Source organism: Arthrobacter sp. 131MFCol6.1 (assembly GCF_000374925.1).
Taxonomy (GTDB): Bacteria; Actinomycetota; Actinomycetes; order Actinomycetales; family Micrococcaceae; genus Arthrobacter.
On record NZ_KB895541.1, the window covers coordinates 649,254 to 672,674 of the forward strand.

Here is a 23,421-nt window from a genome sequence, read left to right on the forward strand (position 1 = left end):
GGGCCCAGAAAGAGTCAAGAAAGAGATGAACCATGAAGGCTGAAGACATCAAGAACCTCAACATCGCCATCGTCGGCGCGGGGTACGGCGGCGCAGCGGCGGCCAAGGCCCTGAGCCTGCTCGGTGCCGACGTCACCGTGTACGAACAGGCATCCCAGATGAGGGAGGTCGGCGCCGGCATCGGGCTGCGCCCCGCCACCATGCACCGGTTCCGCCAGTGGGGCATCTTCGACACGATCGCGAAAGTCAGCTCGCCGAGCGACTACTTCGAAATTCTCACCGCCACGGGTGACCCGATCATGAAGGACACCTGGCCGGAGTTCGGCGAGCAGACCCAGACCCACCTGATCCACCGCGGCGACTTCATCGAGGCCCTCCTGAGCGTGCTGCCGGAGGGCATGGTGCACCTTGGCCACAAGCTGGAGACCATCGAGGACAAGGGCGGCCGCTCCGTCCTGACCTTCACCAACGGCAAGACGGTCGAGGCCGACCTGGTGGTGGGCGCCGACGGCATCAAGTCCGTGGTGCGCGAGCAGCTCTTCAGCAACAAGGGCCCGGTGTTTTCCGGCGAACACGCCTACCGCGCTGTGATCTCCGCCGACGACGCCCACGGCATGGTGGTGGACGACAACCTGCGGATGTACATGGGCCGGGGCACGAAGGTCTACCTGTTGCCGCTGCGCCACCGCAACCAGATGTCCTTCGACATCACCGCACTGTGCCCGGACAGCACTTGGGCCCCCACAATCACGAAGGACGACCTCGTGGCGACGGTGGAGGGCTTCGACGAGCGGATCGTCAACATCGCCCGCGGCCTCGACATGGACACCGTGAACATCCGCGCCGTCTACGACATCGACCCGGTTGACACCTGGCACACGGGCTCCGTCGTGCTCATGGGCGATGCGGCCCACTCGATGCTGCACCACCAGGGCCAGGGCGCCAACTCGGCCATCGAGGATGCCGGCGCGCTCGCCGATGCCCTGGCGGAGGCCGGCTCGGTCAAGGAGGCGCTGGCCCTGTTCCAGGCAACCCGCAAGCCGGTAACGGACGAGCTGCAGCGCATCTCGCGTCAGGGGTGGACCGAGGACGAGGTCAATGATGTCTTCCCGGGACAAAAGCCCACGTCCCAGGAGCCCGCCACCGTCAACGCACCAGCACAGTCGAAAGCCTGATCCCATGACCATCCATCCCGAAATTGCCAAGATCCTCAGCACCCTGCCGGCGCCCGACGGTTCACCGCTGAACCCCGAGGCCATGCGCGCCGGCGAGGCCGCGCAGGTTTCCCCACTGGAGGAGCGCCTGGCGCTGTACTCTGTCGAGGACGCCACTGCGGTGACGCCGTCGGGCGAGGTGCCCGTACGGATCTATACGCCGGCCGAGGCTGACGCGTATGGGCTTCTGGTGTACCTCCACGGCGGGGCGTTCTTCCTGGGCAATCTGGACACCCACGACCATGTCGCGCGGGCCCTGGCCAAGGAGACCGGCCACAAGGTCATCTCGGTGGGCTACCGCCTGGCGCCCGAGGCTGCTTTCCCTGCCGGCCTCGACGACTGCTACGGGGTGGTCCGTTGGGCCGCCGAGCAGGGTACGCGCCTGGGCTGGGACGGGAAGAACCTCGCCATCGCCGGCGACAGTTCGGGCGGCAACTTCGCGGCCGCCGTCGCCGCGAAAGCCCACGACGACGGGTTTGACCGGATCACGCACCAGGTCCTCTTCTACCCGTCCCTGGACCTGGACTTCGACGTCGACCGTTACCCCTCACTGCGGGAGAACGCCGAAGGATACGGCCTGGAGACGGCTGGCCTCAAACCGTTCAACTCCTTCTACCTTGAGAACGGTGCGGACCCGGCGGACCCACTCGTCTCGCCCATCAAGCGCGATGACCTCGCCGGCCTGCCCGCGGCCCTCATCATCACCGCCGAGTACGATCCCCTGCGCGATGAGGGCGAACGCTACGGCCAGCGACTGGCGGAGGCCGGCGTCGCCGCTTCGGTCAGCCGCTACGCGGGGGCCAACCACGGCTTTGTCCAGCATTTCTCCTGGATCCCGGAGTTCTACCGGGCCTTCGAGGAGACAGGCGATTTCCTGAACGCGAGGGCCGGGCAATGACGGAACCAGTCGCTGTCCATCCCCTGGTCTCGCCGTGGGGCCGGTTCGGACTCTACAGCTTCTTCATCGACGCTCCCGAGCCCGCCATCGTCGACACTGGGATCGCGTCTTCGCCCGCCGAAGGGATGGTGCCGGCATTGGAGGCGATCGGCCGCCGGATCGAGGACGTCCGCTGGATCCTGCTGACCCACGGCCACATCGATCATCTGGGCGGTGCGCGCGCCCTGTGGGAGCTCACCGGACGGCGCGCGAGGGTCGTGATCCACGAGGCCGACGCACCTCTGCTGCGCTCCCGGCGCGCGCACGTTGACCAGTACGTGGACGTGCGCCAGCAGTACATCGACAATCCGGATGCCGTTGAGGAGCAGACACAAGCAGCCAACTGTGTCATCTCCGGCGAAATGGAGCCGACCATGCTGGTTCGGGGCGGCGAGACCCTCGCCCTGGGCGGGGACGTCACCGTCTCGGTCCACCACATCCCCGGCCACACGGCAGGGTCCGTCGCGTACGTCATCGACGGCCAGCAGTCGGTCTTCGTCGGCGACGCCGTGCAGATCCACGGGGCGGCCAACGGCTTCCCCGGCTACGAGGATCCGGCCGCGTACCGCTCGAGCCTCCGGTACCTGCGCGACGAGGTCCGGCCGCAGCACCTGTACCTAGGACACCCGTACCGGAACGCGGACGGCGTGCCGTTCGGCGTTGAACTGGACCGTGAGGCGGCCCGGAATGCCCTGCAGGGCAGCCTGGACCTCGAGGCCAGGATCGACGACGCCGTCCGCCGGTACTTTCACGCGGGGCTGCGGGAGTCCGATTCGGTGTACTCCCCCTTCGCGCCGGTGGCCGAAGAGCTCGGCTACACGGGGGATCCCACACTGGAGCCGTCCCCGTTCTTCACCACGATGCACGGCCATCTCACGCAGTTCAACCAGACGTCTTAACTGAGGAGTCTCGCAATCATGAATGAGTATCAGACAATCGACGCCGGTGGGCAGAAGATCGCCGTCCGCAAGGACCTCCGGGTCCCCATGCGGGACGGCGTCGAGCTCGCCGCGGACGCCTACCAGGGCGTTGATGACAGGCCGCGTCCGGCGCTGGTGGCGCTGAGCCCCTACGGCAAGGAACTGCAGGCACTGGCGCTCACCACTCCGCCGCAGCGGCGCCCCAGCCCCATGTGGGACGGCTGCATCGAGGCCGGCGACATTGCCCGCATCGTCAAAGAGGACTACGTCCACGTCATCGGCGACCTCCGCGGCTCCGGCCACTCCGGCGGCGAGCACATCGGCAACTACAACGCCGGCGGTGTCTCGCTGGGCCAGGATGCCTACGACTTCATCGAGTGGGTGGCCGAGCAGCCCTGGTGCGACGGCAATGTCGGCATGGTCGGGATCTCCTATTTCGGCTCCATGCAGGTGCTGGCGGCGGCCGAGCGGCCGCCCCACCTGAAGGCGATCTTCGTCAGCGGCGGCCACTACGACTTCTACGAGACCACCTACCACGGCGGCATCATGTGGTTCATGCCGCGGGCCGCCCGCGAGGGCCGCGGCGGTGACTCCGGCTGGGCATTCACCGACGGCGTCAAGTCCCGCATGATCGAGAAGTACTCCCCCGGGGAGCTGAAGCAGCTTGTCGCCCAGCGCCTTGCGGATCCCGACGTCGCCGCGTGGCCGAACCTGGTCCACGTCCTCAACTATCCGAAGAACCACGAGGCCTGGTTCGACATCGTGATGAACGAGCTCGACGGGGACTGGTACGAGGAGCGCAACCCCATCACGCTGGCCCCGAACATCGACATCCCGGTGTGGCTGCAGCTGGACCAGGGCCGCGGCTGGACCCTGGACGGCACCATCGAGCTGTTCAACGAGCTGAAGGGCCCGAAGAAGCTGGACATCGGCCCCTACCCGCCGATGCAGTCGCGCCCCTTCATCGAGGAGCACGACAAGATGTTCCGGTGGTACGACTACTGGATCAAGGGCATCGACAACGGCGTCATGGACGAGCCGGCCGTGAGTGTCTTCGTGGAGGGCTCCCGCGAGGTGGTGACCGCGGAGGCGTGGCCGCCGAAGGACATCGAATACACGTCCCTGTATCTGCGCCCGCGCCACAAGCTGTCGACCGAGCCAGAGCTGATGGGGGCCGAGTACGCCGCCCCGGACGGGTTCTACCAGGCTCCGCTGACGGTGACGGACAAGGTGGAGATCCTGAGCTGGTCCACGGAGCCGTTCGAGGAGGACACGGAGCTGATCGGCACCGGTGCCGCACACATCTTCGCGGAGATCGACCAGCCGGACACCAACTTCATCCTGCGCCTGTGGGACTACGCCCCCAACGGCAAGCGCCAGCTGATCACCAGCGGCTACCTCAAGGCCTCACACCGCGAGCTCGACGAGCGGACCACCGAGGGCAACCCGTACCACCCGCACACCCGGACCGTTCCGGTGGAACCGGGAACGATCGAGGAGTACGTGCTGCGCCTCTACCCGTTCGCGAACACGTTCAGGCCAGGTCACAAGCTGACCGTGGAGCTGTCGAACGGCGAGCCGCTCGCCGACGAGCACAATTCGCTGCTGCCGCCGGATGCCTTCCACCTGCCGGTGGGCCGGCCCGTCACCCACAAGATCTACCGCGACGCCGCCCACCACTCCAGGCTGGTCCTGCCGTTCACCTCCCGCCAGCCGGCGGAGGGCCAGCCGGCCGAAGACCAAGCGCACTGATGCCGTGGCACCTGTACGCCAGGGCGCAGCCAACAGACTGCGCCCTGGCGTTGCCGGCTCACTCAGCCAGCAGGAAGCACCAGTTCTCGACCATCAGATCCAGTGAAGTGTCGCGGTCCACGGTCCAACCGAGCCGCATCCAGCGCCGCGAAAAGAACTCCAGCTCACCGAAGGCCAGCGCGCACCGGACGCGGCGGCTGGGCGGGTCAAAACGCCCGGCGCCGTCGAGGCCCGCCTGCATGTCATCGATCGCCGTATCGAACCACTGATCCAAGGCCGCCTGGATATCCGGTTCGCTGGCCGCGGCCTGGTGCGCCGCCACCACATACGGGCGGATGTCGGCCCACTGGTCAAATTTCCGGGCCAGCCAGACCCTGATCAGCTCGCGGTCCCCGGACTCCACCACCGATCGCAGCGGCGGAACATCGGCCTCGGTCTGCATCTCGTTGGACCGCTCGACGAGCGAACGCATGAGCTGGGCTTTGGACGGAAAATGCGCATAGAAGGTTGCCCTGGTGGTGCCCACGGCAGCGGAAATGTCATCCACTGTGGTGGCGGCGAACCCCTTCTCCTCGAAAAGCTGCAGCCCTTTGTCGAGAAAAAGCCGGCGGGTCATCTGCCTTTGAGCGTCTCGAATGCTTGCCACGTCCCCAGATTAGTCCCCTGCCTCACCACACTCGTTCACTTGATGCTGTGTTCAGGCACTGAACCGACGTAGGCTGCCAGATGCTCGCCGGTGAGGGTGGAGCGGGCGGCGACGAGGCTGCCGGGCGTACCCTCGAAGACGATCCGGCCGCCGTCGTGCCCTGCGCCGGGACCGAGGTCGATGATCCAGTCGGCGTGCGCCATGACCGCCTGGTGGTGCTCGATGACGATGACCGATTTGCCGGAGTCCACAAGGCGGTCGAGGAGGCCCAGCAGGTTCTGGACGTCGGCGAGGTGCAGGCCGGTGGTGGGCTCGTCGAGGACGTAGACATCGCCCTTCTCCGCCATTTGGGTGGCGAGCTTGACGCGCTGCCGCTCGCCACCGGACAGCGTGGTGAGCGGCTGGCCGAGGGTGAGGTAGCCGAGCCCCACGTCGACGAGCCGGTCGAGGATTTTGTGCGCCGCCGGTGTCTTCGCCTCGCCTGCACCGAAGAAATCCTCGGCCTCGGTCATCGACATTGCCAGCACTTCGGCGATGTTGCGCCCGCCCAGCCTGTATTCCAGGACTGACGCCTGGAACCTCCTGCCCTCGCAGTCCTCGCAGGTGGACTCGACGGTGGCCATAACGCCGAGTTCGGTGAAGATGACGCCCGCGCCGTTGCAGGTCGGGCAGGCACCTTCTGAGTTGGAGCTGAACAGCGCCGGCTTGACGCCGTTGGCCTTGGCGAACGCCCTGCGGATCGGTTCGAGAAGGCCCGTGTAGGTCGCAGGGTTGCTGCGCCGGGATCCCTTGATGGCTCCCTGGTCGATCACCACCACTCCGTCGCGGCCGGCCACCGAGCCCTGGATCAGCGAGCTCTTGCCCGAACCCGCGACCCCCGTGACCACGCACAGCACGCCGAGCGGAACGTCGACGTCGACGTCCTTGAGGTTGTGCGTCGACGCACCCCGCACCTCCATCGCGCCTGAGGGCTTTCGCACCGATTCCTTGACCTTGGCCCGGTCATCGAGGTGGCGGCCGGTGATGGTGTCACTGGTCCGCAGGCCCTCCACGGTTCCCTCGAAGCACACGTTGCCGCCCTCGGTGCCCGCGCCGGGGCCAAGGTCAATGACGTGGTCGGCGATGGCGATGGTCTCCGGCTTGTGCTCGACGACGAGCACGGTGTTGCCCTTGTCCCGCAGCTGTAGCAACAGTTGGTTCATCCGCTCGATGTCATGCGGGTGCAGGCCGATCGTCGGCTCATCAAAGACGTAGGTGATGTCTGTGAGGGACGAGCCCAGGTGCCGGATCATCTTGGTGCGCTGCGCCTCTCCGCCGGACAGGGTGCCCGCCGGGCGGGCCAGCGAGAGGTAACCCAGCCCGATTTCGGCGAACGAGTCGAGCAGATGCTGCAGGCCTTTCAGCAGGGGTGCGACCGAAGGCTCGTCGAGCTCGCGGATCCATGCGGCGAGGTCGCTGATCTGCATCTCGCACAGGTCGGCGATGTTCTTGCCGTGGATCTTCGCGGACCTGGCCTCCGGGCTCAGCCGGGTGCCGTCGCACTCGGGGCAGGTCTGGAACGTGATGGCGCGCTCCACGAAGGCCCGGATATGCGGCTGCATGGCGTCGACGTCCTTGGACAGCATCGACTTCTGGATCTTCGGGATCACGCCCTCGTAGGTCAGATTGATGCCCTCGACCTTGATCTTGGTGGGCTCCTTGTAGAGGAGGTCGTGCATTTCCTTCTTGGTGAACTTCGCGATCGGCTTGTCCATGTCGAAGCCGGCGCCGCTGAAGATCCGGCCGTACCAGCCGTCCATGCTGTAGCCGGGAATCGTCAGCGCACCCTCACTGAGGGACTTGCTGTCGTCGTACAACGCTGTGAGGTCGAAGTCGGACACCGAGCCCATGCCCTCGCAGCGCGCACACATGCCGCCCAGATAGACCACATCGCGCACCACGCTTCGCTCGACCCGGCCGCCGGCTTTCTCGGTACTCATCACCCCGCTCGCCTTGCGCGTCGGGACGTTGAAGGAGAAGGCGGTCGGTGGCCCGATGCGCGGCACGCCCAGGCGGCTGAAGAGGATCCGGAGCATGGCGTTCGCGTCGGTGGCGGTACCGACCGTGGACCTGGGGTTGGCGCCCATCCGTTCCTGGTCAACGATGATCGCCGTGGTCAGCCCCTCGAGGTGGTCCACCTCGGGCCGCGCCAGGTTGGGCATGAAGCCCTGCACAAACGCGCTGTAGGTCTCGTTGATCATCCGCTGCGACTCAGCCGCGATGGTGGCGAACACCAGCGAACTCTTGCCGGAGCCGGACACGCCGGTGAACACCGTCAAGCGGCGCTTCGGGATCTCGACGCTGATGTCCTTGAGGTTGTTCTCTCGTGCCCCCTGCACGCGGATCAGATCGTGGCTGTCCGCTTCATGCAGCGCAGGCGACTGTGCGTCCGTGCTCGTGGCAATGCTCATCGTGTCTCCATCTGTAAGGCGGGGCAGCCCCAAACGGTCCCCGTCGTCGTCGACTGGCTCTATCTAACCAGCTGGCAGCTGGTACGGCGGTCCCGGCCGGCGGACAGCTCAGAGCGGCTGCTGGATGCGGATCAGGTTCCCCGCCGGATCGCGGAAGGCACAGTCGCGCACCCCGTAAGCCTGCTCTGTCGGTTCCTGGACCACCTCGGCGCCGTTGGCCTGCAGCCGCTCGAAGGTGGCATCGACGTCTTTGGTGGCCAGGAGAATGCGCGCATAGGTGCCCTTGGCCATCATTTCGTCGATGGTGCGGCGCTCTTCTTCCGTGACGCCGGGATCGGCGGCCGGCGGCTCCAGGACGATTGATGTGCCCGGCTGGCCGGTCGGGCCGACCGTGATCCAACGCATCCCGCCGTAGCCGACGTCGTTGCGGACCTCGAAGCCGAGGGTGTCCCGATAGAAGGCCAAGGCGGCGTCGGGATCGTTGTGTGGGAGGAAACTCGCGTGAATGTTGATGTCCATGAAAATCATGCTAGTTGCGGTTCGGTGGCCGGCACTTCTCGATTCCTGACCGGTCTGGTGACCTGTTTCGCGACACAGGAGGGCATCCCTGCGGTTGCACGGGCTGCCTCGCGCCGGTAGACGCTGGGCGGCACGCCAACCAGTTCGGTGAAACGGGTGCTGAAGGTGCCCAGCGACGAGCAACCGACCGTGAAGCAGACCTCGGTGACGCTCAGGTCGCCGCGTCGCAGCAGGGCCATCGCGCGTTCGATGCGCCGCGTCATGAGATAGCTGTATGGCGACTCGCCGTACGCCAGCCGGAACTCGCGGCTGAGGTGCCCGGCGGACATGTGGGCGCCGCGGGCGAGGGCCTCGACATCCAGCGGCTGTGCGTACTCCCGGTCCATTCGGTCACGGACGCGGCGCAACCGCGCGAGGTCGCGCAAGTGCTGCGCCCGGTCCGGTTTGCTGGTCACATGTGCGATCGTGCTACGTCTGGCCGAGGTTGTCCAGCCCGGAGGTGTCCCCGAATCTCCGGCCATTCCATTGTCTTTGGCGGCGGGCTCACTGAGAATGAACCATGACGGTCTACCTGAGGTCACTGGAAACTGCAGTTCCGCCAACCATCCTGGTCCAGCCCGAGGCCAGGGCCGTGTTCGCCGCCCAGCCGGGCCTCACCCGGCTCGGATCCCGGCTGGTCAACACGTGCTTTGACTCCGCAGCCATCGACACCCGGCACACGGCGGTGGAGGAACTCACGGCGGACAGCCAGGCGGAAAACCCCCAGTTCTTCGACCCCGCCACCGGCTTGGTGCTCAGCCCCAGCACCAAAATCCGCAACGGCATTTTCGCCACGGAAGCGACCAAGCTCTTCATTGAGGCCGCCCAAAAAGCCCTGGAGGCCTGTCCGGGTGTCGATGCGCCGGACATCACCCACCTGATCACGGTCTCCTGCACCGGATTCTTCAATCCCGGCCCGGACTACAAGATTGTCCGTGCCCTCGGCCTCAACCCGGCCGTCCAGCGGTACCACCTCGGCTTCATGGGCTGCTATGCAGCCTTCCCGGCGCTGCGGGCCGCGAAGTCCTTCTGCGAGGCGGATCCGGATGCGACGGTGCTGGTGGTCTGCGCCGAACTCTGCTCCCTTCACGTCCGGACCTCCAATGATCCGGACACCATCATGGGATCGGCCTTGTTCGCCGACGGCGCCGCGGCGGCCATCATCACCGCGCGGGACATCCCGGGCGAACCTGCCCTGCTGCGGCTGGACCACTTCGAAACCGTCCTGACGCCCGTCGGGGAGGACTCGATGGCCTGGAACATCGGCGACGAGGGCTTCGAGATGGTGCTGGGCAACTATGTCCCGCACATCATCGATGACCACATCATCGGCGCGCTCGAACCGCTCCTGTCCCGCGACAGCTCGCTGCAGGGGCTCACCTACCGGGAGATCCAGCACTGGGGCATCCACCCGGGCGGCCGGAGCATTCTGGACAAGGTCCAGTCCAGGCTGGAGCTCAGCGACGAGCAGCTGGTCCCGGCCCGCGAAACCCTCCGGAACTTCGGCAACATGAGCAGCGCCACCGTCCTGTTCGTCCTCAAGCACATCCTCGAGCTGCCGGCAGCGGACGACGCCGCAGACGACGCCGGCCCCGGCGCGGAACGGATCTGCTCCATGGCCTTCGGCCCGGGCCTGACGGTTGAGACGGCGCTCTTTACCCGGCTGGCTGCCCCGCGGCCCGGCGCGGTTCCGCGGCAGGAGCCAGCGGCGCAATCAGCGGAACCGGCGGAATCAGCGCCGTCAGTAGCGGTGCGGGTCTGAAAGCGGCCACGCTGAAACCGTTCAGCGCGAAGCAGGGCCCGGAACACCTTCGGGCCGCCCTCCTGCGGGACCGCGCGTCAGACGCCGTCGAGGAAATGGACTTGCCGGGCTGCGACCCCGGCCGCCTGGAGCGCACGTATGCCCAGTTTGCGCTCGTCAACCGTGCCGTCGCCGGCTGGCGCGGCATCTATCGGTCCCGGATCCGGCCCCGGCTGTCTACTGCCTCCGCCACGTCCCTGCTGGATATCGGGTGCGGCGGGGGCGACGTTGCCGTGCTGCTGGCCCGCTGGGCGGCCCGGGACGGACTGCGTCTGGAGGTCACCGCCATTGACCCGGATCCGCGGGCGATCCTGTTCGCCCGCGCCCGCCACGCGACGGCGGACGTGACGTTCCGCCAGGCGGCCAGCGCGGAGCTGCTCGAAGAGGGCACCCGGTACGACCTCGTGGTGTCCAACCATGTCCTGCACCACCTTGACGGGCTGCAAGCGTTCTTGGCCGAGTCGGCCCAGTTGTCCCGTGGCACCGTGGTCCACAACGACATTCGCCGCAGCCCCGCCGCCTACGCGCTGTTCTTCGCCGGCTCCTGGGTGCTCACCGGCTCCTACATCCGCCGGGACGGGCTGACCTCGATCCGGCGAAGCTACACCGCCGCGGAGCTGGCCGCCGCCGCTCCCCCGGGCTGGACGGCTGCCCGCCACGCCCCCTTCCGCAACCTGCTGCTGCACGGCACTCCCGACGGCGGCCACCCGGACAGGTCCGCTGCCAGTGGCTGACGTGCTGATCATCGGTGCCGGCCCGGTGGGACTGTTCATGGCCGCGCTGCTGCTGCAGGACGGCGTGGAGGCGCAGGTCCTGGAACAGCGGAGCGCACCGGAACCGCAGTCGCGTGCCATCGGCATCCATCCGCCGGCGCTGGCCGCGCTCGCAGGAGCCGGCGTTGCCGGGGACCTGATTGCCGAGGGGGTCCAGATCCGCCGCGGCATGGCCCTGGCCGGCGGAAAGTGCCTCGCCCGGATGTCCTTTGCCGGCGTCTCGGACCGCTTTCCCTTCGTCCTGTCCCTGCCCCAGGCCCGGACTGAGGCGCACCTGGAACGGCGGGTCAACGAGCTCGGCGACGGCGCCCTGCACCGCGGCGTCCGCCTCACCCGGCTCTCCGACGACGGAGGCCGGGTCAGCGTGGAAGCCGACTCCGGAAGTGGCACCTTGCGCTATTCGGCGCCGCTGGTCATCGCCGCCGACGGCGTGCGCTCCACCGTGCGGGCCTTGCAGGGCATCGACCTGCGCGTGAAAGAGTACCCGGACAGCTACCTCATGGGTGACTTTGCGGACGGGACCGGGTTCGGTCCTGACGCCGCACTTTTCCTCTCCGGCGCCGGCATCGTGGAGTCGTTCCCCTTGCCTGGCCGGCTCCGCCGCTGGGTGGTCCGGCTGGGCGCCGGCGACGCCACGGCCGGCGGACCTGCAACCGGCGGACCATCAGCCGGCCATCCCAGCGCGGACGCGCGGTGGCTCATGCGCTGCGTGCGCGAGCGGACGGGGCTCGACATCGACGCCGGGACCAACAGCATGCTCAGCCGCTTCGGCGTCCGCACGCGCCTGGCCCGCCGGATGGTGGCCGGACGGGTAGTGATGATCGGGGACGCGGCCCACGAGGTAAGCCCCATCGGCGGGCAGGGCATGAACCTGGGCTGGCTGGATGCGGCCGCGCTGGCACCGATCGTGTCGGCGGCCGTGCGCGGCCAGGAGGTAGGAGGCGCCCTGAAGACCTTTGAACGTACCCGGTTGAGGGCGGCTGCCAGGGCGGCACGCCAGGCCGAAATCAACATGGCCCTGGGCCGGCCCCTCACGGACCGTCTCTTGGCGCTGCGGAACCGTGGCATCGCAGGCGTGGCCGCGGTTCCTGCGGTGAATTCCCTGATCGCCCGCCGTTTCACGATGCAGTAGGCAGCGCCGGCGCCTGCGATCCAAAGCCCCTCCTGCCGCGGCCAGTGTGACGCCACCGTGTGACGGGTTTGCCTCGGAATAGACTGTGCGCATGGACGGACTTCCCGTGACGCGCGGACTTCCCGTGACGCGCGGCGCCGCATCCTGTTGGGGGTTGCGGGTAGCGGCTGCCACGGTGCTGCTGGGCACGGCGGCGTCATGCAGCGCCGGTACGGTCGGCGGCACCGCGTCCCCGGCAACCGCGACGGCGTCGGCGACCTCGATCTCCACAGGCCCTGTGACCGCGGAAATCAGCCAGTTCCGTGACAACTACAGCAAGCAGATCATCGAAATCCAGCTCACGAACACCACCGGCCACGCCCTGACGGTCCTCGGCGCGGAACTGACCAGCCCTCTCTTCGCCGCCCCAATCACCTGGCCCGCCCGAACCGGCGGGATCGAGCTTCCGCCCGGACAGCCCAAGAGCCTGCCGGCACCGCTGCCCGCCCCGAATTGCGGGAGCCCGGCGGCGCCTGAAACGGGGCCTGGAGCCGGGCCCGAAGCCGCGGCAGGAGCCACCTCCGGGGCTGCGGGAGACGCCCGTGTATCCCTGCGGCTGGCCACACCGGAAGGAGCCGTGCCGGTCCCGGCCATGGCCCCGGCGGCAGACCGTTTCGGCGTCCTGGCACGGAACAATTCGGAGCTGTGCCTGGCCCGGGAAGCGTCGGCCGTCGCCACGATCGCGCTGGCCCAGGACCTTGAGGTCGCCGCGGACGGCCGGACCGCCGTCGTGCGTCTGCTGCTGCAACCGCGCGCCGCCGGAGGCGCCGGTGAACTGGTGATTGACCGGATCGAGGAAACCACCCTGCTGGCGGAGGCCGGACAAGCCCCGTGGCCCCGGTCGGTGACGGTCCGCGCCGGCGGGGCCCCGGCCGAAGTACGCCTCGGCATCAGGCCCTCCCGCTGCGATCCCCATGCAGTGGCCGAAGACAAGGTGGGCACGCTCCTGCCGCTGCAGGTCAGGGTTGCGGGCCGCGAGGGAATTTTGAAGATCGACGCCGGCAACCAGCTTCGCGGCCGCATTTACGACTTTGTTACAAAGGCGTGCGGGCGCCAGTAGTCTGGGGGCATGCCCTTTGACGCCAGGCCCACCGACTTCAGCGCCGCCCGGATAAGCGAGACTGTCCAGGAGATCCTGAGCGCCGGCATCCTTCCGCCGATTATCCAGGCCGGACATCCGGTGCTCCGGCACGTAGCGGCGCCGTACGATGGCCAGTTGACTGACGCCGAACTCGGTCACCTCATCGACCTCATGCGCAGCGTGATGCACAAGGCCCCGGGTGTGGGCCTGGCGGCCCCGCAGCTGGGGATTCCGCTGCAGCTCGCCGTCCTGGAGGACCAGTTCGACGTCGATCCCGACGTCGCTGCCGTCCGCGGGCGGGAGCCGCTGCCGTTCTTTGCCATGCTGAACCCGAGCTATCGTCCCTTGGGCGCGAAGTCCGCGGCGTTCTACGAAGGCTGCCTCTCCATCGGAGGCCTGCAGGCGGCCGTGGTGCGGCCGGAATCAGTCCAGCTCGACTTCACCGCGCCGGACGGCACGAAACTCCAAGAGACTTTCTCCGGCTGGCAAGCCCGGATTGTCCAGCATGAAACCGACCACCTGCACGGGATCCTCTTCCTTGACCGGGCCGAGCTGCGCTCCATCAGCAACAATGCCGAGTACTCCGCCCGCTGGGCCCAACCGGACATCAGCCTCGCCCGGCAGGAACTCGGGTTCCTGCCGGACCCGGCCGAGGTCGAGGGCTGCAGACTGGGGCTGCAGACTAGGGCTGCAGACTAGGGCTGCGGTGCCGGATTCGTTGCGGACGGCAGGTAGCGGGCCCACCACTTCAGAATTTCATCGAACCGCTGCTTCCGGTGGTGCGGCGTGCCGGATCGGGACAGCTCATGGTTCTCGCCCGGGAAGACCAGGAATCCGGTCTCGACACCCTGCTGCTTCAGGGCGGTGAAGTACCGCTGCCCCTGTTCCACGGGACACCTGAGGTCCTCCTCGCTGTGAATCACCAGCGACGGCGTCCGGACGTGCTCCACGCGCGCCATGGGACTCTGGGCCGCCATTTGCTCCGCCGACGGGCCGGTGTATTCGCCGCCGAAGAACCAGCCGATGTCGGAAGAACCCGTGAAGCTCACGGGGTCCAGGAAACCACGCTCGACTATGGCCGCACGGAAACGGTGGTCGTGGCTGATGGTCCATGCCGTCAGATAGCCACCGTAGGATCCGCCCATGATGCCCACATTGGCGGCGTCCAGATCCTCGAACTTCTCCACTGCCCCGTCAAGGAACGCGAGGACGTCCTGCATGTCCACCGTTCCCATTCGTTCCTTGATGGACCGGCCGTGTTCCTGGCCGTAGCCGGCCGAACCCCGCGGATTGCACATGAGCACGGCGTAACCGGCCCCCGCATAAACCTGCGCTTCGTCGAACAACGCCCCGCTGAACTGGGCAAAAGGGCCGCCGTGGATGTTCAGCAACACCGGGTGCGGGCCCGGGCCCGCCGGCTTCACGAGCCAGCCATGGACCGGATACCCGTCGGCCGAGGGCAAGGTCAGTTCCTGCGGCTCACTGATCCCCGCCACGCTCCGCAGCTGGGCGGAGAAGTCCGTCAGGCGGCGCACCTGCGCGCCCTCGAGCACGGCCAGATCACCGGCCGTGGTCGAATCGCTGAAACTCGCCACGAGCCGCCCGCCGCCTTCCGCGGCGCCGGTCACCACCCGGTTGCCTTCCAGGAGGACGGTGTGGCCGCCCGTCGCGAGGAACTCGTGCAGCTCCACGGTTCCCCGCGCATTGTTCAGCACCAGGGCCCCCGCACCGCCGCGCAGCTCGATCCAGCTGCCGCCGGACAGGTCCAGCGTCTCGGCATCGCTGAGCGCCGTGGCTTCTCCCCCGGCGGCAGGCATCGCGTAGAGGGCGGTGTTCCTGGCCACGAAGTCCCGGCCGGATGCGCCGAGCTCCTGGGCGAGGAAGAACAGCCACTGCCCATCCGCGGATTGGCGCACGGCGCCGATGCTCTGCCGTCCGGTATTGGCCGGCAGCACGGCCTGAGGCTGCCCCCCGGCGGCGGGAATCGCGTAGATTCCGCTGACAAGGTCCGTGTCCCGCCCGTCGTGCAGGGCCGCGGTGAAGTAGATGGTGCCGCCGTCGGCGCTGAAGCTGGCCCCGTTGTGGTCCGCTGCAGCGGTGGTGAGTTGTTTGGCGGCCGGCAGCAGCCCGGCTGCATTCTCCGCGGGCTCGGCCGCGCTGCCGAGGGCCTTCAGGGCGCGTCCGGCCGGGGCCACCTTCGGCTCGGCGCCAAGCTGCGGCACTTCGAGGATGAACAGCTGCAACGGCTTGTCGGCGGTGTAGCCAAGACCGTTCATCCGGTACTGGAAATCCGTGATCAGCCGGGCGTCCTCGCTGCCCGCACCCACGCCGTCGACGCTGCCGTACCGGCCCTCATCGGGCGTCCTGGCGCTGAAGACAATGCTCGTGGAATCAGGCGACCACGTGAAGGAGCTGACCCCCAGCGGGGCCGCCGTCAACAGCTGGGGTTCGCCGCCGGCGGCTTCCACCACGAACAGCTGCGGCTTTCCGCCGGCTGCTGCACGCAGGAACCCAAGGGCCCGGCCGTCAGGTGAAAAGTCCGGTGCCGTGTCGCGGAAGCCGCGGGTCAGCCGGCGCGGCTTCTGGTCCGGGCTGTTGAAGTCCGGGTTGTTGAAGTCCGGGCCATCCGGACCCAGGGGCACGGTCCACAGCTGGCCCACGTAGGCATCGGCATCGAAGTCCGGGCGGATCACGGAAACCACCGCGCGGGAACCGTCGGGGTGCACGGCCGGGGCGGACACGGAATTGAGCAGCGGAAGATGTTCAGATTTCACGAGTGCGAGCCTAGCCCGTGGCGCGGCCGCTGTGAAACACCTCACGTTGCGCCGGTGCGGCGCGGCATGCCGCGGGGTGCCCTGTCCGCCGCGCCCGCGCCGCGCGGCGGGCCCCGGATCGGCGCATAGGATGAAAGCTATGCCTGCCGCCGCCGATCTTCCCCTCTTGTGCCCGGTGTGCCGCAATGGCCTCCGGTTCACCGGCGGCGCCCGCACTCTTGTGTGCGGCGCCGGCCACAGCTTTGACGCGGCCAGGCAGGGCTACTTCAACTTCCTGGTCGGCAAGGGGACTGTTTTTGAAGCCGACAGCGCAGATATGGTGGCGGCCCGCTTCGATTTCCTCTCTGCAGGGCACTACCAGCCGCTGGCCGATGCCGTTGCCGGGCTCGCCACACCGGCGCTCCGGGAAACCCCCGCCGGCCGGCCCCTCGTGCTCGACGCCGGAACAGGTACTGGCCACTACCTCAGGGCCGTGCTGGACCGGGCCGCTGGCAGCGTTCCGGCCGCGGCAATCGGCCTGGACATTTCCAAGTTCGCGCTGCGCCGTGCAGCCAGGCTGAACCCCGAGGCTTTGAACGTGGTCGGGGATGTCTGGCAGCCGTTGCCGGTGGCGGAGAACGCCGTCGACGTCGTCACTGTGGTCTTTGCGCCGCGCAACCCGCCTGAGTTCGCCCGGGTGCTCCGCCCCGGCGGCCGCCTGGTCGTGGTCACGCCGCGGCCCGGCCACCTGGCGGAGGTTGCCGGCCCGGCCGGGATGCTGGGGATCGAGCCGGCCAAAGACGAGCGGCTCGCCGCGTCGCTGGGCCAGCACTTCACGCCCGTCGAGGCAACTGATCTGGACCTGGTTTTGGACCTCGGTCCGCGCGACGTCGCCAACCTGGCCTACATGGGACCGGCCGGCCACCACCTGGACCGTGCCGCACTCGCTGCCCTCGAGGCCGCGCTTCCGGAGCAGACCGCTGTCACGGCCCGCTTCCGGATCAGTGTTTTTCAACCCATCCGCTGACCAGTCCGCCGCGGCACGGCATCGCCGGGGTGCCATCCGGGACGCCCTGAAACTACCCCCCGGGAAGGGGACCGGCACGGAAGACCAGGGCGGGGAATCGACCCGCGAAATAACGACTTGGCCACTTTGATCATCAATTCCCGCCCGCCGGTCCCAGCTATTGCCCTTCCGCTTAGGATGGAATCACAGTACTGGGGAACTGTGCCTGCAGTTCCCGGGACTCAAGGGGGAATTGATGTCTGAATGGTTGATCGAGAATTGGTGGGCGTTGTGGCTCACGCTCTTTCTCCTGTTTGCCGTGGTCGAGATGATCACACTCGACCTGTTCTTCATCATGCTCGGCGGCGGCGCCCTCGCCGGGCTGGTGGCGGACTTTGCCGGTGCCGATCCGTGGCTGCAGATTATCGCCTTCTGCGTGGTGTCCCTGCTCATGATCGGCTTCGTCCGGCCGGTGGCCCTCAAGCATCTCCACCATGGCCCGGCGGATCGGCGCACCAACATCGAACGCCTGATCGGCGAATCCGCCGTCGTCATGGAGGCTGTGAGCGAAAACGGCGGGCTCGTCAAGATTGGCGGGGATGTCTGGAGTGCACGGTCCGAATCGGGAGTGCTGGCGCCCGGACAACAGGCTGTGGTCAGCGCCATCGAAGGGGCCACCGCGATCGTGGCCCCGCAACCGGAATCCGCCATCCAATAAGGGACACCGCAAGGCGGGAACTGCCGTCCCGCCGGCGTCGGAACTGCCGGTGCGAGACTAAAACAAAACAACTGGGGAATAGGTGATGTATGGATATCGCAGTCGCAATTGTGCTGCTGGTACTAATTGTGTTCGTCATTATTGTGCTGGTCCGGTCGGTCCGGATCATTCCACAGGCCCGGGCCGGCGTCGTTGAACGGCTGGGCAAATACCAACGCACCCTGAATCCCGGACTTACCCTGCTGATCCCGTTTGTGGACCGCTTGCTGCCGTTGCTCGACCTGCGAGAGCAGGTGGTGTCCTTCCCGCCGCAGCCCGTCATCACCGAGGACAACCTGGTGGTCTCGATCGACACCGTCGTCTATTTCCAGGTCACGGACGCCCGGGCCGCCACCTACGAGATCGCCAACTATATCCAGGCCGTGGAACAGCTGACCACCACCACCCTGCGCAACGTGGTTGGCGGCCTCAACCTGGAGGAAGCGCTGACCTCGCGCGACCAGATCAACGGCCAGCTCCGCGGCGTCCTGGACGAAGCGACCGGACGCTGGGGCATCCGGGTCTCCCGGGTGGAGCTCAAGGCGATCGATCCGCCCCACTCCATCCAGGACTCGATGGAAAAGCAGATGCGGGCCGAACGTGACCGCCGCGCCGCCATCCTGACGGCCGAGGGCACCAAGCAGTCCGCAATCCTCACCGCCGAAGGCCAGCGCCAGTCCTCCATCCTGAAAGCCGAGGGCGACGCGAAGGCGGCGATCCTGCGGGCCGACGGCGAGGCGCAGGCCATCCAGAAGGTCTTCGACGCGATCCACAAGGGCAACCCGGACCAGAAACTGCTGGCCTACCAGTACCTCCAGACCCTCCCGAAGATTGCCGAGGGGTCCTCGAACAAGCTGTGGATCATTCCCAGTGAGGTTGGCGAGGCGCTCAAAGGGATCGGCAGCGTACTGGGTGCAGGGGCGGTGCAGGAGCAGACGGCCTCGACGCCGGACGTTGCTCCGTACTCACCGCCCGCGGCAGCCGACGGCCAGGGGAACCGGCCCTGAGCCTGCTCCCGCGCTGGATCTTCCGGATCCAGCCGGCGTGACCGTGCGGACCGGGTAGGTCCGTCCTGGCCCCCCGCAGCCCGGCCGTTTCGGCCCGGCTGCGGGGGCCTGCCAGTTTAAGTCCGGGCCAGTCGGGTACAGGTTACGCAGTCCGCGCCGCGGGGCTACTCGCTTTACCTCGCATGCACCACTCCCGTATACTTGAATATTTGTCCGGTCAGTTCAGCCGTCCGGAACAAAAACGCTCCGCACAGCGTTGATTCCAATGACGTTCCAAACAGTTTTGTGCACTGGTGACTGTCATCTGGCCGGGCCACACCGGGCCAGGTACGGTACAACGCGGTGCAACCAGAAGTCCGGCGCCTGACGGTCCCCGGACACCGCAGGGCTAGACCCTGCGAACCGAATAGAGGGAGAAAAGATGAGCGATCGCAGCCTGCGGGGTATGCGCCTTGGCGCACAGAGCATGGAGACCGAATCCGGCGTCGAACCGGCTCCGCGCCAGCGGGTTGAATACCGTTGCGAGGACGGCGAACAGGTGTTCGTGACGTTCTCCTCGGAAGCCGAAATCCCCCCGGTATGGGTTTCGAAGACGGGCAAGGAGGCGTTGCTGGTGGACGGCGAACGCCCCGTCAACAGCAACGAGAAGGCAGTGCGCACGCACTGGGACATGCTGCTGGAGCGCCGCTCGCTTCCCGAACTTGAGCAGATCCTCGAAGATCGCCTCACGATCCTGCGCGAACGCCGCGGCGAACGCCGCTCGGCCTAGCCCCCGGCGCACCGGCTACGGCAAGGGCCGGGCCCGCATCATTTCGATGCGGGCCCGGCCCTTGTTCTGTTCCGGCGCCTGCGTCCTCTGGAGCTGCACTCCCCTGGACGCGCACCGAGGAGCCGGGAGTCGGCGTCAGCCCGGGGTGAGGACGCAGAACGCGTTGCCCTCCGCGTCGGCGAGGCAGACCCAGGGCACATCGCCCTGGCCGACGTCGGCGTCGGTGGCGCCCAGAGCCCGCAGCCGGGCCACCTCCGCCTCTTGATCATCACCCGGGTACGGCCTCAGGTCGAGATGGACACGGCCCCACACGGTCTTCCCGCCGGGCGTGCGGAGGAACTCCAGATACGGCCCGACACCCTTGGCCGAACGGAGCCTCGCATGATCGCCGGTGACCTCGTGCAGGGTCCAGTCCATCGCATCACCCCAGAAACGGGCCATGGCCCGCGGGTCTGCGCAGCTGACCACCACCGCGGCGATCGGCCCGGTGTCCTGGTAGATCGGGCGGGGCTCCAGCACACGGAACAGGTTGCCCTCCGGGTCGGCCAGAAGCGTCCACGGCACAGCACCCTGGCCCGCGTCCGCGGGCGTCGCGCCGAGTTCCAACAGGTGCGCGACCAGCTGAGCCTGATGGGCCTCAGAGGTGGTGGCGAGATCGAGGCGCGCGCGGTATCTCACCGTCTCGGGGTCCGGGACGGTGACAACATCGATGCAGACGGCGGCGGGGTCCGGCCAGACGAATCCCAGGGGTTCAACATTGGTCACACCGGGCCCCTCGCTGGAAACACCCCAGCCGAGTGCCTCGGCCCAAAACCGGCCGAGTGCTGAGTCATCCCGGGCCTTGAAATTCACCTGAACAAGTCGCAGCGCCATACCGCCCGACCCTATACCCAGGAAATGCCCGATCCGGGAGACACGCCTTAGGCCTCCTGCTTGCCCCGAAGCTTGTTCCAGCGCGCCGTGAGTCCCCACTTGGTGACGTTGATCATGGCTTCGACGACGATGTTGCCGCTCATCTTCGAAGCGCCGAGCTCGCGCTCGACGAAGGTGATGGGCCGTTCCACGATGGTCAGGCCGAGCTTGGCCACGCGCCAGGCCAGATCCACCTGGAAGCCATAGCCAACGGAGTCCACCGCATCCAGGTTCAGCTTCTCCAGCGTGGTCCGCCGGAAGGCGCGGAAGCCGCCGGTGACGTCCTTGATCTTTACTCCGAGCATGATCCGCGCGTAGGTGCTGCCGACGCGGCTGATGGCCTGGCGGTAGAGCGGCCAGTTGACCACGCGGCCGCCGGGCACCCAGCGGGAGCCCATGGCAAGGTCCGCGCCCTGCTCCACGGCCTCGATCAGCTGGGGCAGCTGCTCGGGCTGGTGCGAGCCGTCGGCGTCCATCTCCACGAGGATGTCGTAGCCGGCCTCCAGGCCCCACTTGAAGCCCGCAATGTACGCCGCTCCCAGACCGGCCTTTCCGGCGCGGTGCAGGACGTGGACCTGGCCGTCTTCGGCGGCCATGCGGTCCGCCAGCTGACCCGTGCCGTCAGGGCTGTTGTCGTCGACAACCAGCACGTCGGAGGCGGGCACGGCTGTGCGCAGGCGTCCGAGGGTCTTGGGCAACGATTCCAGCTCGTTATAGGTCGGGATGATGGTGAGGACACGCACAGCGAGGCCTTTCCTTGAAGGGAGCGGTCGGTGCGCCGAAAGTCAATCGTTCTTCAGGCGCAACTCCCCATTATAGGGAGTTGCGAGCCCGCCAGGCGGCCGTGTGACCACCCGGGCAGGTCCACCCGCTTCGGGCCAGTTACGGCAGGCTGCGAATTGCGGCGCCGGAACCGTTTTCTGCTGCGAAGTGGACCCGCCCCTCGGGTTCCCGTGGTCATGACCAAGTGAAGCTCCCGCGCGTGCGGCAACCTGGGATGGACCGGGGACTGCCGGAGTCTGCGCTGTACGCAACCCTCCGTTGCCCCTCAATGCTACGGGGGCGGCCACATCTGTCAACCGAGCCGTGACCTGCCGTTTTGTCTGTCGGTGCAGTTCAGGGCGAGGTCGCGGGCGGCAATGTTTCCGCTCCGCCGGCTGGATGACGGGCCGGTTGAGGCCCTGCGCGGCCGGCCGGATGAGGCGCCGTGTGTTCAGGCGCCGAGGGCGCCGCTGGCATAGAGTTCCCGGCCGTCCCGTACCGTCAGGAGGCAGGCCGGATCGCTGCCGGTGTCCAGCGCCGGCAAGAGCGGGGTGCGGGCGCGCGGGTCGGTGCTCCAAGACTGCACGCGCCCGTCGGCCACCTGGACCATGAGCTCCTCGACCTCCCAGACCGCAAAGCTGGCCGGAGCCCCCGGCACCAGTTGCCCGGCCATGGGGTTGGGGTAGCGGGCTGCCCGCCAGCCGGCCCGCGTGTGGCCAAGGAACGCGGCGCGGGCGGAGATCTGTTCGGCGGGATTGGTGTGCTGCAGGCACGCGCGCACACTGGACCACGGCCGCACCGGCGTCACCGGGCTGTCGCTGCCGAAGCAGATCGGCACACCGGCCGCGTAGAGGCTGCCAAAGGCATTCATTCCGAGCCGGCGGGAGCCGAGGCGCTGCTGGTAGAGGCGGTCCCCGCCACCCCAGAGGGCGTCGAAGACCGGCTGCGCGCTGACGCTGACCGAATAGCGGGCCAGCCGGCTGATCGCGGCGGCATCCGCGAGCTCGACGTGCTCGAACCGGTGCCCCGCGGCGCGGACGCGCTGCTCCCCCACCTCAGCCGCGGCGAGGTCGAGGGCGTCGAGGGCCGCGTCCAGGCCAGCGTCGCCAATCACGTGGAAACCCGCCTGGATCCCCAGGAGGGAGCACGCGGCGAGGTGGGCGGCGGCCTCGGCCACGGACAGGTACAGGTTGCCGCGCTCTCCGGGCGCGTCGGTGTAGTCCTCCCGCATGAAGGCGGTCCGTGAGCCGATCGAGCCGTCGATGTTGAGGTCGCCGGCCAGGCCCAGCACGGGCAGGCCCAATCCGTCCAGGATGGTCTGGGCATGTTCGGCGGACGCGGCGAGCTCGCCCCAATACGGCAGGATCTCCGGCACTGCCACGCCGTTCGCCCCGTTCTTGCCACCGCCGGAGTTGCTGTTCCAGGCCGCCGCGAGCCGCAGGTCCTCGATGCTTCCGATATGCGGCGCGGCCATCTCGGCGACGGCCACGTAGCCGTTGGCCGCGGCCTCGGCGAGGGCACGCTGCTGGTAGGCGCGCAGCGCGTCGGCCGGCAGCCGGCGGGCCGCCAGGCGGGCGGCGGTGTGGGCCGCCCGTTTGACCTGGCTGCCGGCGCCGCCGTCGAGCCCGTCCAGTCCGGCCGACGCGGCCAGGGAGTTCGATACCAGGGCCGAGTGGACATCCACGCGAGAGAGATAGACCTGGCGGCCGCCGGCCGCGCGTTCGATTTCGTCCCGGGAGGGCAGAGTGGGATCGGCCCAGGTGGTCTCATCCCAGCCGTGGCCCAGGACGGTACCGTCCGCGCCGGAAGCGGAAGCGGAAGCGGAAGCGGAAACGCCGAAGCCGGCAACGGCCTCGAGCAGTTCAGCGGCGGAACGCACCCCGGCCAGCTGCAGGCCCTCAAGGGCTATTCCGGTTTCCGTCAGGTGGACGTGGGAGTCGACGAAGCCGGGGGCCAGGAGGGCGCCCTGCAGATCGACCACCTTCATAGAGGCGTCCGCGATGGACGTGGCAGCCTGTTCGGAACCGACCCAGGCGACCGTGTCGCCGTCGACCAGCATCGCAGTCGCAAAGGGATCAGCCGCCGTGTAGACGGAGCCGTTGCGGTACAGCGTGACATTGCGGGGGGCGGGGGCGGCCGGCGAATCGGTCAT

General features: G+C 67.9%; 21 protein-coding genes. 13 read left to right on the top strand and 8 right to left on the bottom strand.

What is annotated here, in order from left to right:
- Positions 1–32 precede the first annotated feature (32 nt).
- From C566_RS0103140 to C566_RS0103155, 4 genes are read left to right on the top strand one after another with little or no spacing between them, the layout of a single operon-like run.
- The gene (locus C566_RS0103140) at positions 33–1,175 is read left to right on the top strand and encodes an FAD-dependent monooxygenase (protein ID WP_018772877.1); all 1,143 of its coding nucleotides are present in this window, start codon (positions 33–35) and stop codon (positions 1,173–1,175) included.
- A 4-nt stretch (positions 1,176–1,179) separates the two neighbouring features.
- Positions 1,180–2,112, top strand: a complete 933-nt coding sequence (locus C566_RS0103145) for an alpha/beta hydrolase (protein ID WP_018772878.1) — start codon at positions 1,180–1,182, stop codon at positions 2,110–2,112.
- Positions 2,109–3,050 carry an MBL fold metallo-hydrolase gene (locus tag C566_RS0103150; RefSeq protein ID WP_018772879.1) on the top strand — a complete coding sequence of 314 codons (942 nt, stop codon included), beginning with the start codon at positions 2,109–2,111 and terminating at the stop codon, positions 3,048–3,050. The genes C566_RS0103145 and C566_RS0103150 overlap by 4 nt, the downstream gene beginning before the upstream one ends.
- 18 nt (positions 3,051–3,068) lie before the next feature.
- Positions 3,069–4,823 carry a CocE/NonD family hydrolase gene (locus C566_RS0103155; protein ID WP_018772880.1) on the top strand — a complete coding sequence of 585 codons (1,755 nt, stop codon included), beginning with the start codon at positions 3,069–3,071 and terminating at the stop codon, positions 4,821–4,823.
- A gap of 58 nt (positions 4,824–4,881) precedes the next feature.
- Here C566_RS0103155 and C566_RS0103160 read toward each other — a convergent pair whose 3' ends face one another.
- The 4 genes from C566_RS0103160 to C566_RS0103175 form a co-directional block, all read right to left on the bottom strand.
- Entirely contained in the window at positions 4,882–5,469 is a 588-nt protein-coding gene (locus C566_RS0103160; protein WP_026266327.1) for a TetR/AcrR family transcriptional regulator, read from the bottom strand.
- Positions 5,470–5,504: 35 nt separating this feature from the next.
- Complete coding sequence (locus C566_RS0103165; RefSeq protein ID WP_018772882.1) at positions 5,505–7,919, bottom strand: ATP-binding cassette domain-containing protein; 2,415 nt, start codon at positions 7,917–7,919, stop codon at positions 5,505–5,507.
- 108 nt (positions 7,920–8,027) lie between these two features.
- Positions 8,028–8,447: a VOC family protein gene (locus C566_RS0103170; protein WP_018772883.1), complete on the bottom strand. Its 420-nt coding sequence runs from the start codon at positions 8,445–8,447 to the stop codon at positions 8,028–8,030.
- Positions 8,444–8,893 (bottom strand): helix-turn-helix transcriptional regulator, encoded by a 450-nt coding sequence (locus tag C566_RS0103175; protein ID WP_018772884.1) that lies wholly within the window; start codon positions 8,891–8,893, stop codon positions 8,444–8,446. Before C566_RS0103175 ends, C566_RS0103170 begins: the two co-directional genes overlap by 4 nt.
- A 104-nt stretch (positions 8,894–8,997) precedes the next feature.
- On the opposite strand from C566_RS0103175, the gene C566_RS0103180 reads away from it, so the two are divergent.
- From C566_RS0103180 to C566_RS0103200, 5 genes are all read left to right on the top strand, one after another.
- Positions 8,998–10,239: a type III polyketide synthase gene (locus C566_RS0103180; RefSeq protein WP_018772885.1), complete on the top strand. Its 1,242-nt coding sequence runs from the start codon at positions 8,998–9,000 to the stop codon at positions 10,237–10,239.
- Positions 10,240–10,301: 62 nt separating this feature from the next.
- Positions 10,302–11,012 (top strand): class I SAM-dependent methyltransferase, encoded by a 711-nt coding sequence (locus C566_RS20655; RefSeq protein WP_081627238.1) that lies wholly within the window; start codon positions 10,302–10,304, stop codon positions 11,010–11,012.
- Positions 11,005–12,183 carry an FAD-dependent oxidoreductase gene (locus tag C566_RS0103190; protein WP_018772887.1) on the top strand — a complete coding sequence of 393 codons (1,179 nt, stop codon included), beginning with the start codon at positions 11,005–11,007 and terminating at the stop codon, positions 12,181–12,183. Before C566_RS20655 ends, C566_RS0103190 begins: the two co-directional genes overlap by 8 nt.
- A gap of 91 nt (positions 12,184–12,274) precedes the next feature.
- Positions 12,275–13,282: a hypothetical protein gene (locus C566_RS0103195; protein ID WP_018772888.1), complete on the top strand. Its 1,008-nt coding sequence runs from the start codon at positions 12,275–12,277 to the stop codon at positions 13,280–13,282.
- A 9-nt stretch (positions 13,283–13,291) separates the two neighbouring features.
- On the top strand, positions 13,292–14,002 hold the full coding sequence (locus C566_RS0103200; RefSeq protein ID WP_018772889.1) for a peptide deformylase: 711 nt from the start codon (positions 13,292–13,294) through the stop codon (positions 14,000–14,002).
- Here the strand turns inward: C566_RS0103200 and C566_RS0103205 are convergent.
- Entirely contained in the window at positions 13,999–16,077 is a 2,079-nt protein-coding gene (locus C566_RS0103205; RefSeq protein ID WP_018772890.1) for a S9 family peptidase, read from the bottom strand. The two genes, C566_RS0103200 and C566_RS0103205, sit on opposite strands and share 4 nt — an antisense overlap.
- 139 nt (positions 16,078–16,216) lie before the next feature.
- On the opposite strand from C566_RS0103205, the gene C566_RS0103210 reads away from it, so the two are divergent.
- The 4 genes from C566_RS0103210 to C566_RS0103225 all read left to right on the top strand — a co-directional run bounded on the left by C566_RS0103210 (position 16,217) and on the right by C566_RS0103225 (position 19,595).
- Entirely contained in the window at positions 16,217–17,083 is an 867-nt protein-coding gene (locus C566_RS0103210) for a methyltransferase domain-containing protein (protein WP_018772891.1), read from the top strand.
- Positions 17,084–17,318: 235 nt separating this feature from the next.
- A complete protein-coding gene (locus C566_RS0103215) occupies positions 17,319–17,780 on the top strand; it encodes an NfeD family protein (protein WP_026266328.1) in 462 nt (153 codons plus the stop codon).
- An 89-nt stretch (positions 17,781–17,869) separates the two neighbouring features.
- Positions 17,870–18,826 (top strand): SPFH domain-containing protein, encoded by a 957-nt coding sequence (locus C566_RS0103220; RefSeq protein WP_018772893.1) that lies wholly within the window; start codon positions 17,870–17,872, stop codon positions 18,824–18,826.
- A 421-nt stretch (positions 18,827–19,247) separates the two neighbouring features.
- Complete coding sequence (locus C566_RS0103225; RefSeq protein ID WP_026266329.1) at positions 19,248–19,595, top strand: RNA polymerase-binding protein RbpA; 348 nt, start codon at positions 19,248–19,250, stop codon at positions 19,593–19,595.
- Between the two features lie 135 nt (positions 19,596–19,730).
- Here the strand turns inward: C566_RS0103225 and C566_RS0103230 are convergent, their stop codons facing one another.
- The 3 genes from C566_RS0103230 to C566_RS0103240 all read right to left on the bottom strand — a co-directional run bounded on the left by C566_RS0103230 (position 19,731) and on the right by C566_RS0103240 (position 23,421).
- A complete protein-coding gene (locus C566_RS0103230; RefSeq protein ID WP_018772895.1) occupies positions 19,731–20,468 on the bottom strand; it encodes a VOC family protein in 738 nt (245 codons plus the stop codon).
- A gap of 47 nt (positions 20,469–20,515) precedes the next feature.
- Positions 20,516–21,250, bottom strand: a complete 735-nt coding sequence (locus C566_RS0103235; RefSeq protein ID WP_018772896.1) for a polyprenol monophosphomannose synthase — start codon at positions 21,248–21,250, stop codon at positions 20,516–20,518.
- A 470-nt stretch (positions 21,251–21,720) separates the two neighbouring features.
- Positions 21,721–23,421, bottom strand: a complete 1,701-nt coding sequence (locus C566_RS0103240) for an amidohydrolase (protein WP_018772897.1) — start codon at positions 23,419–23,421, stop codon at positions 21,721–21,723.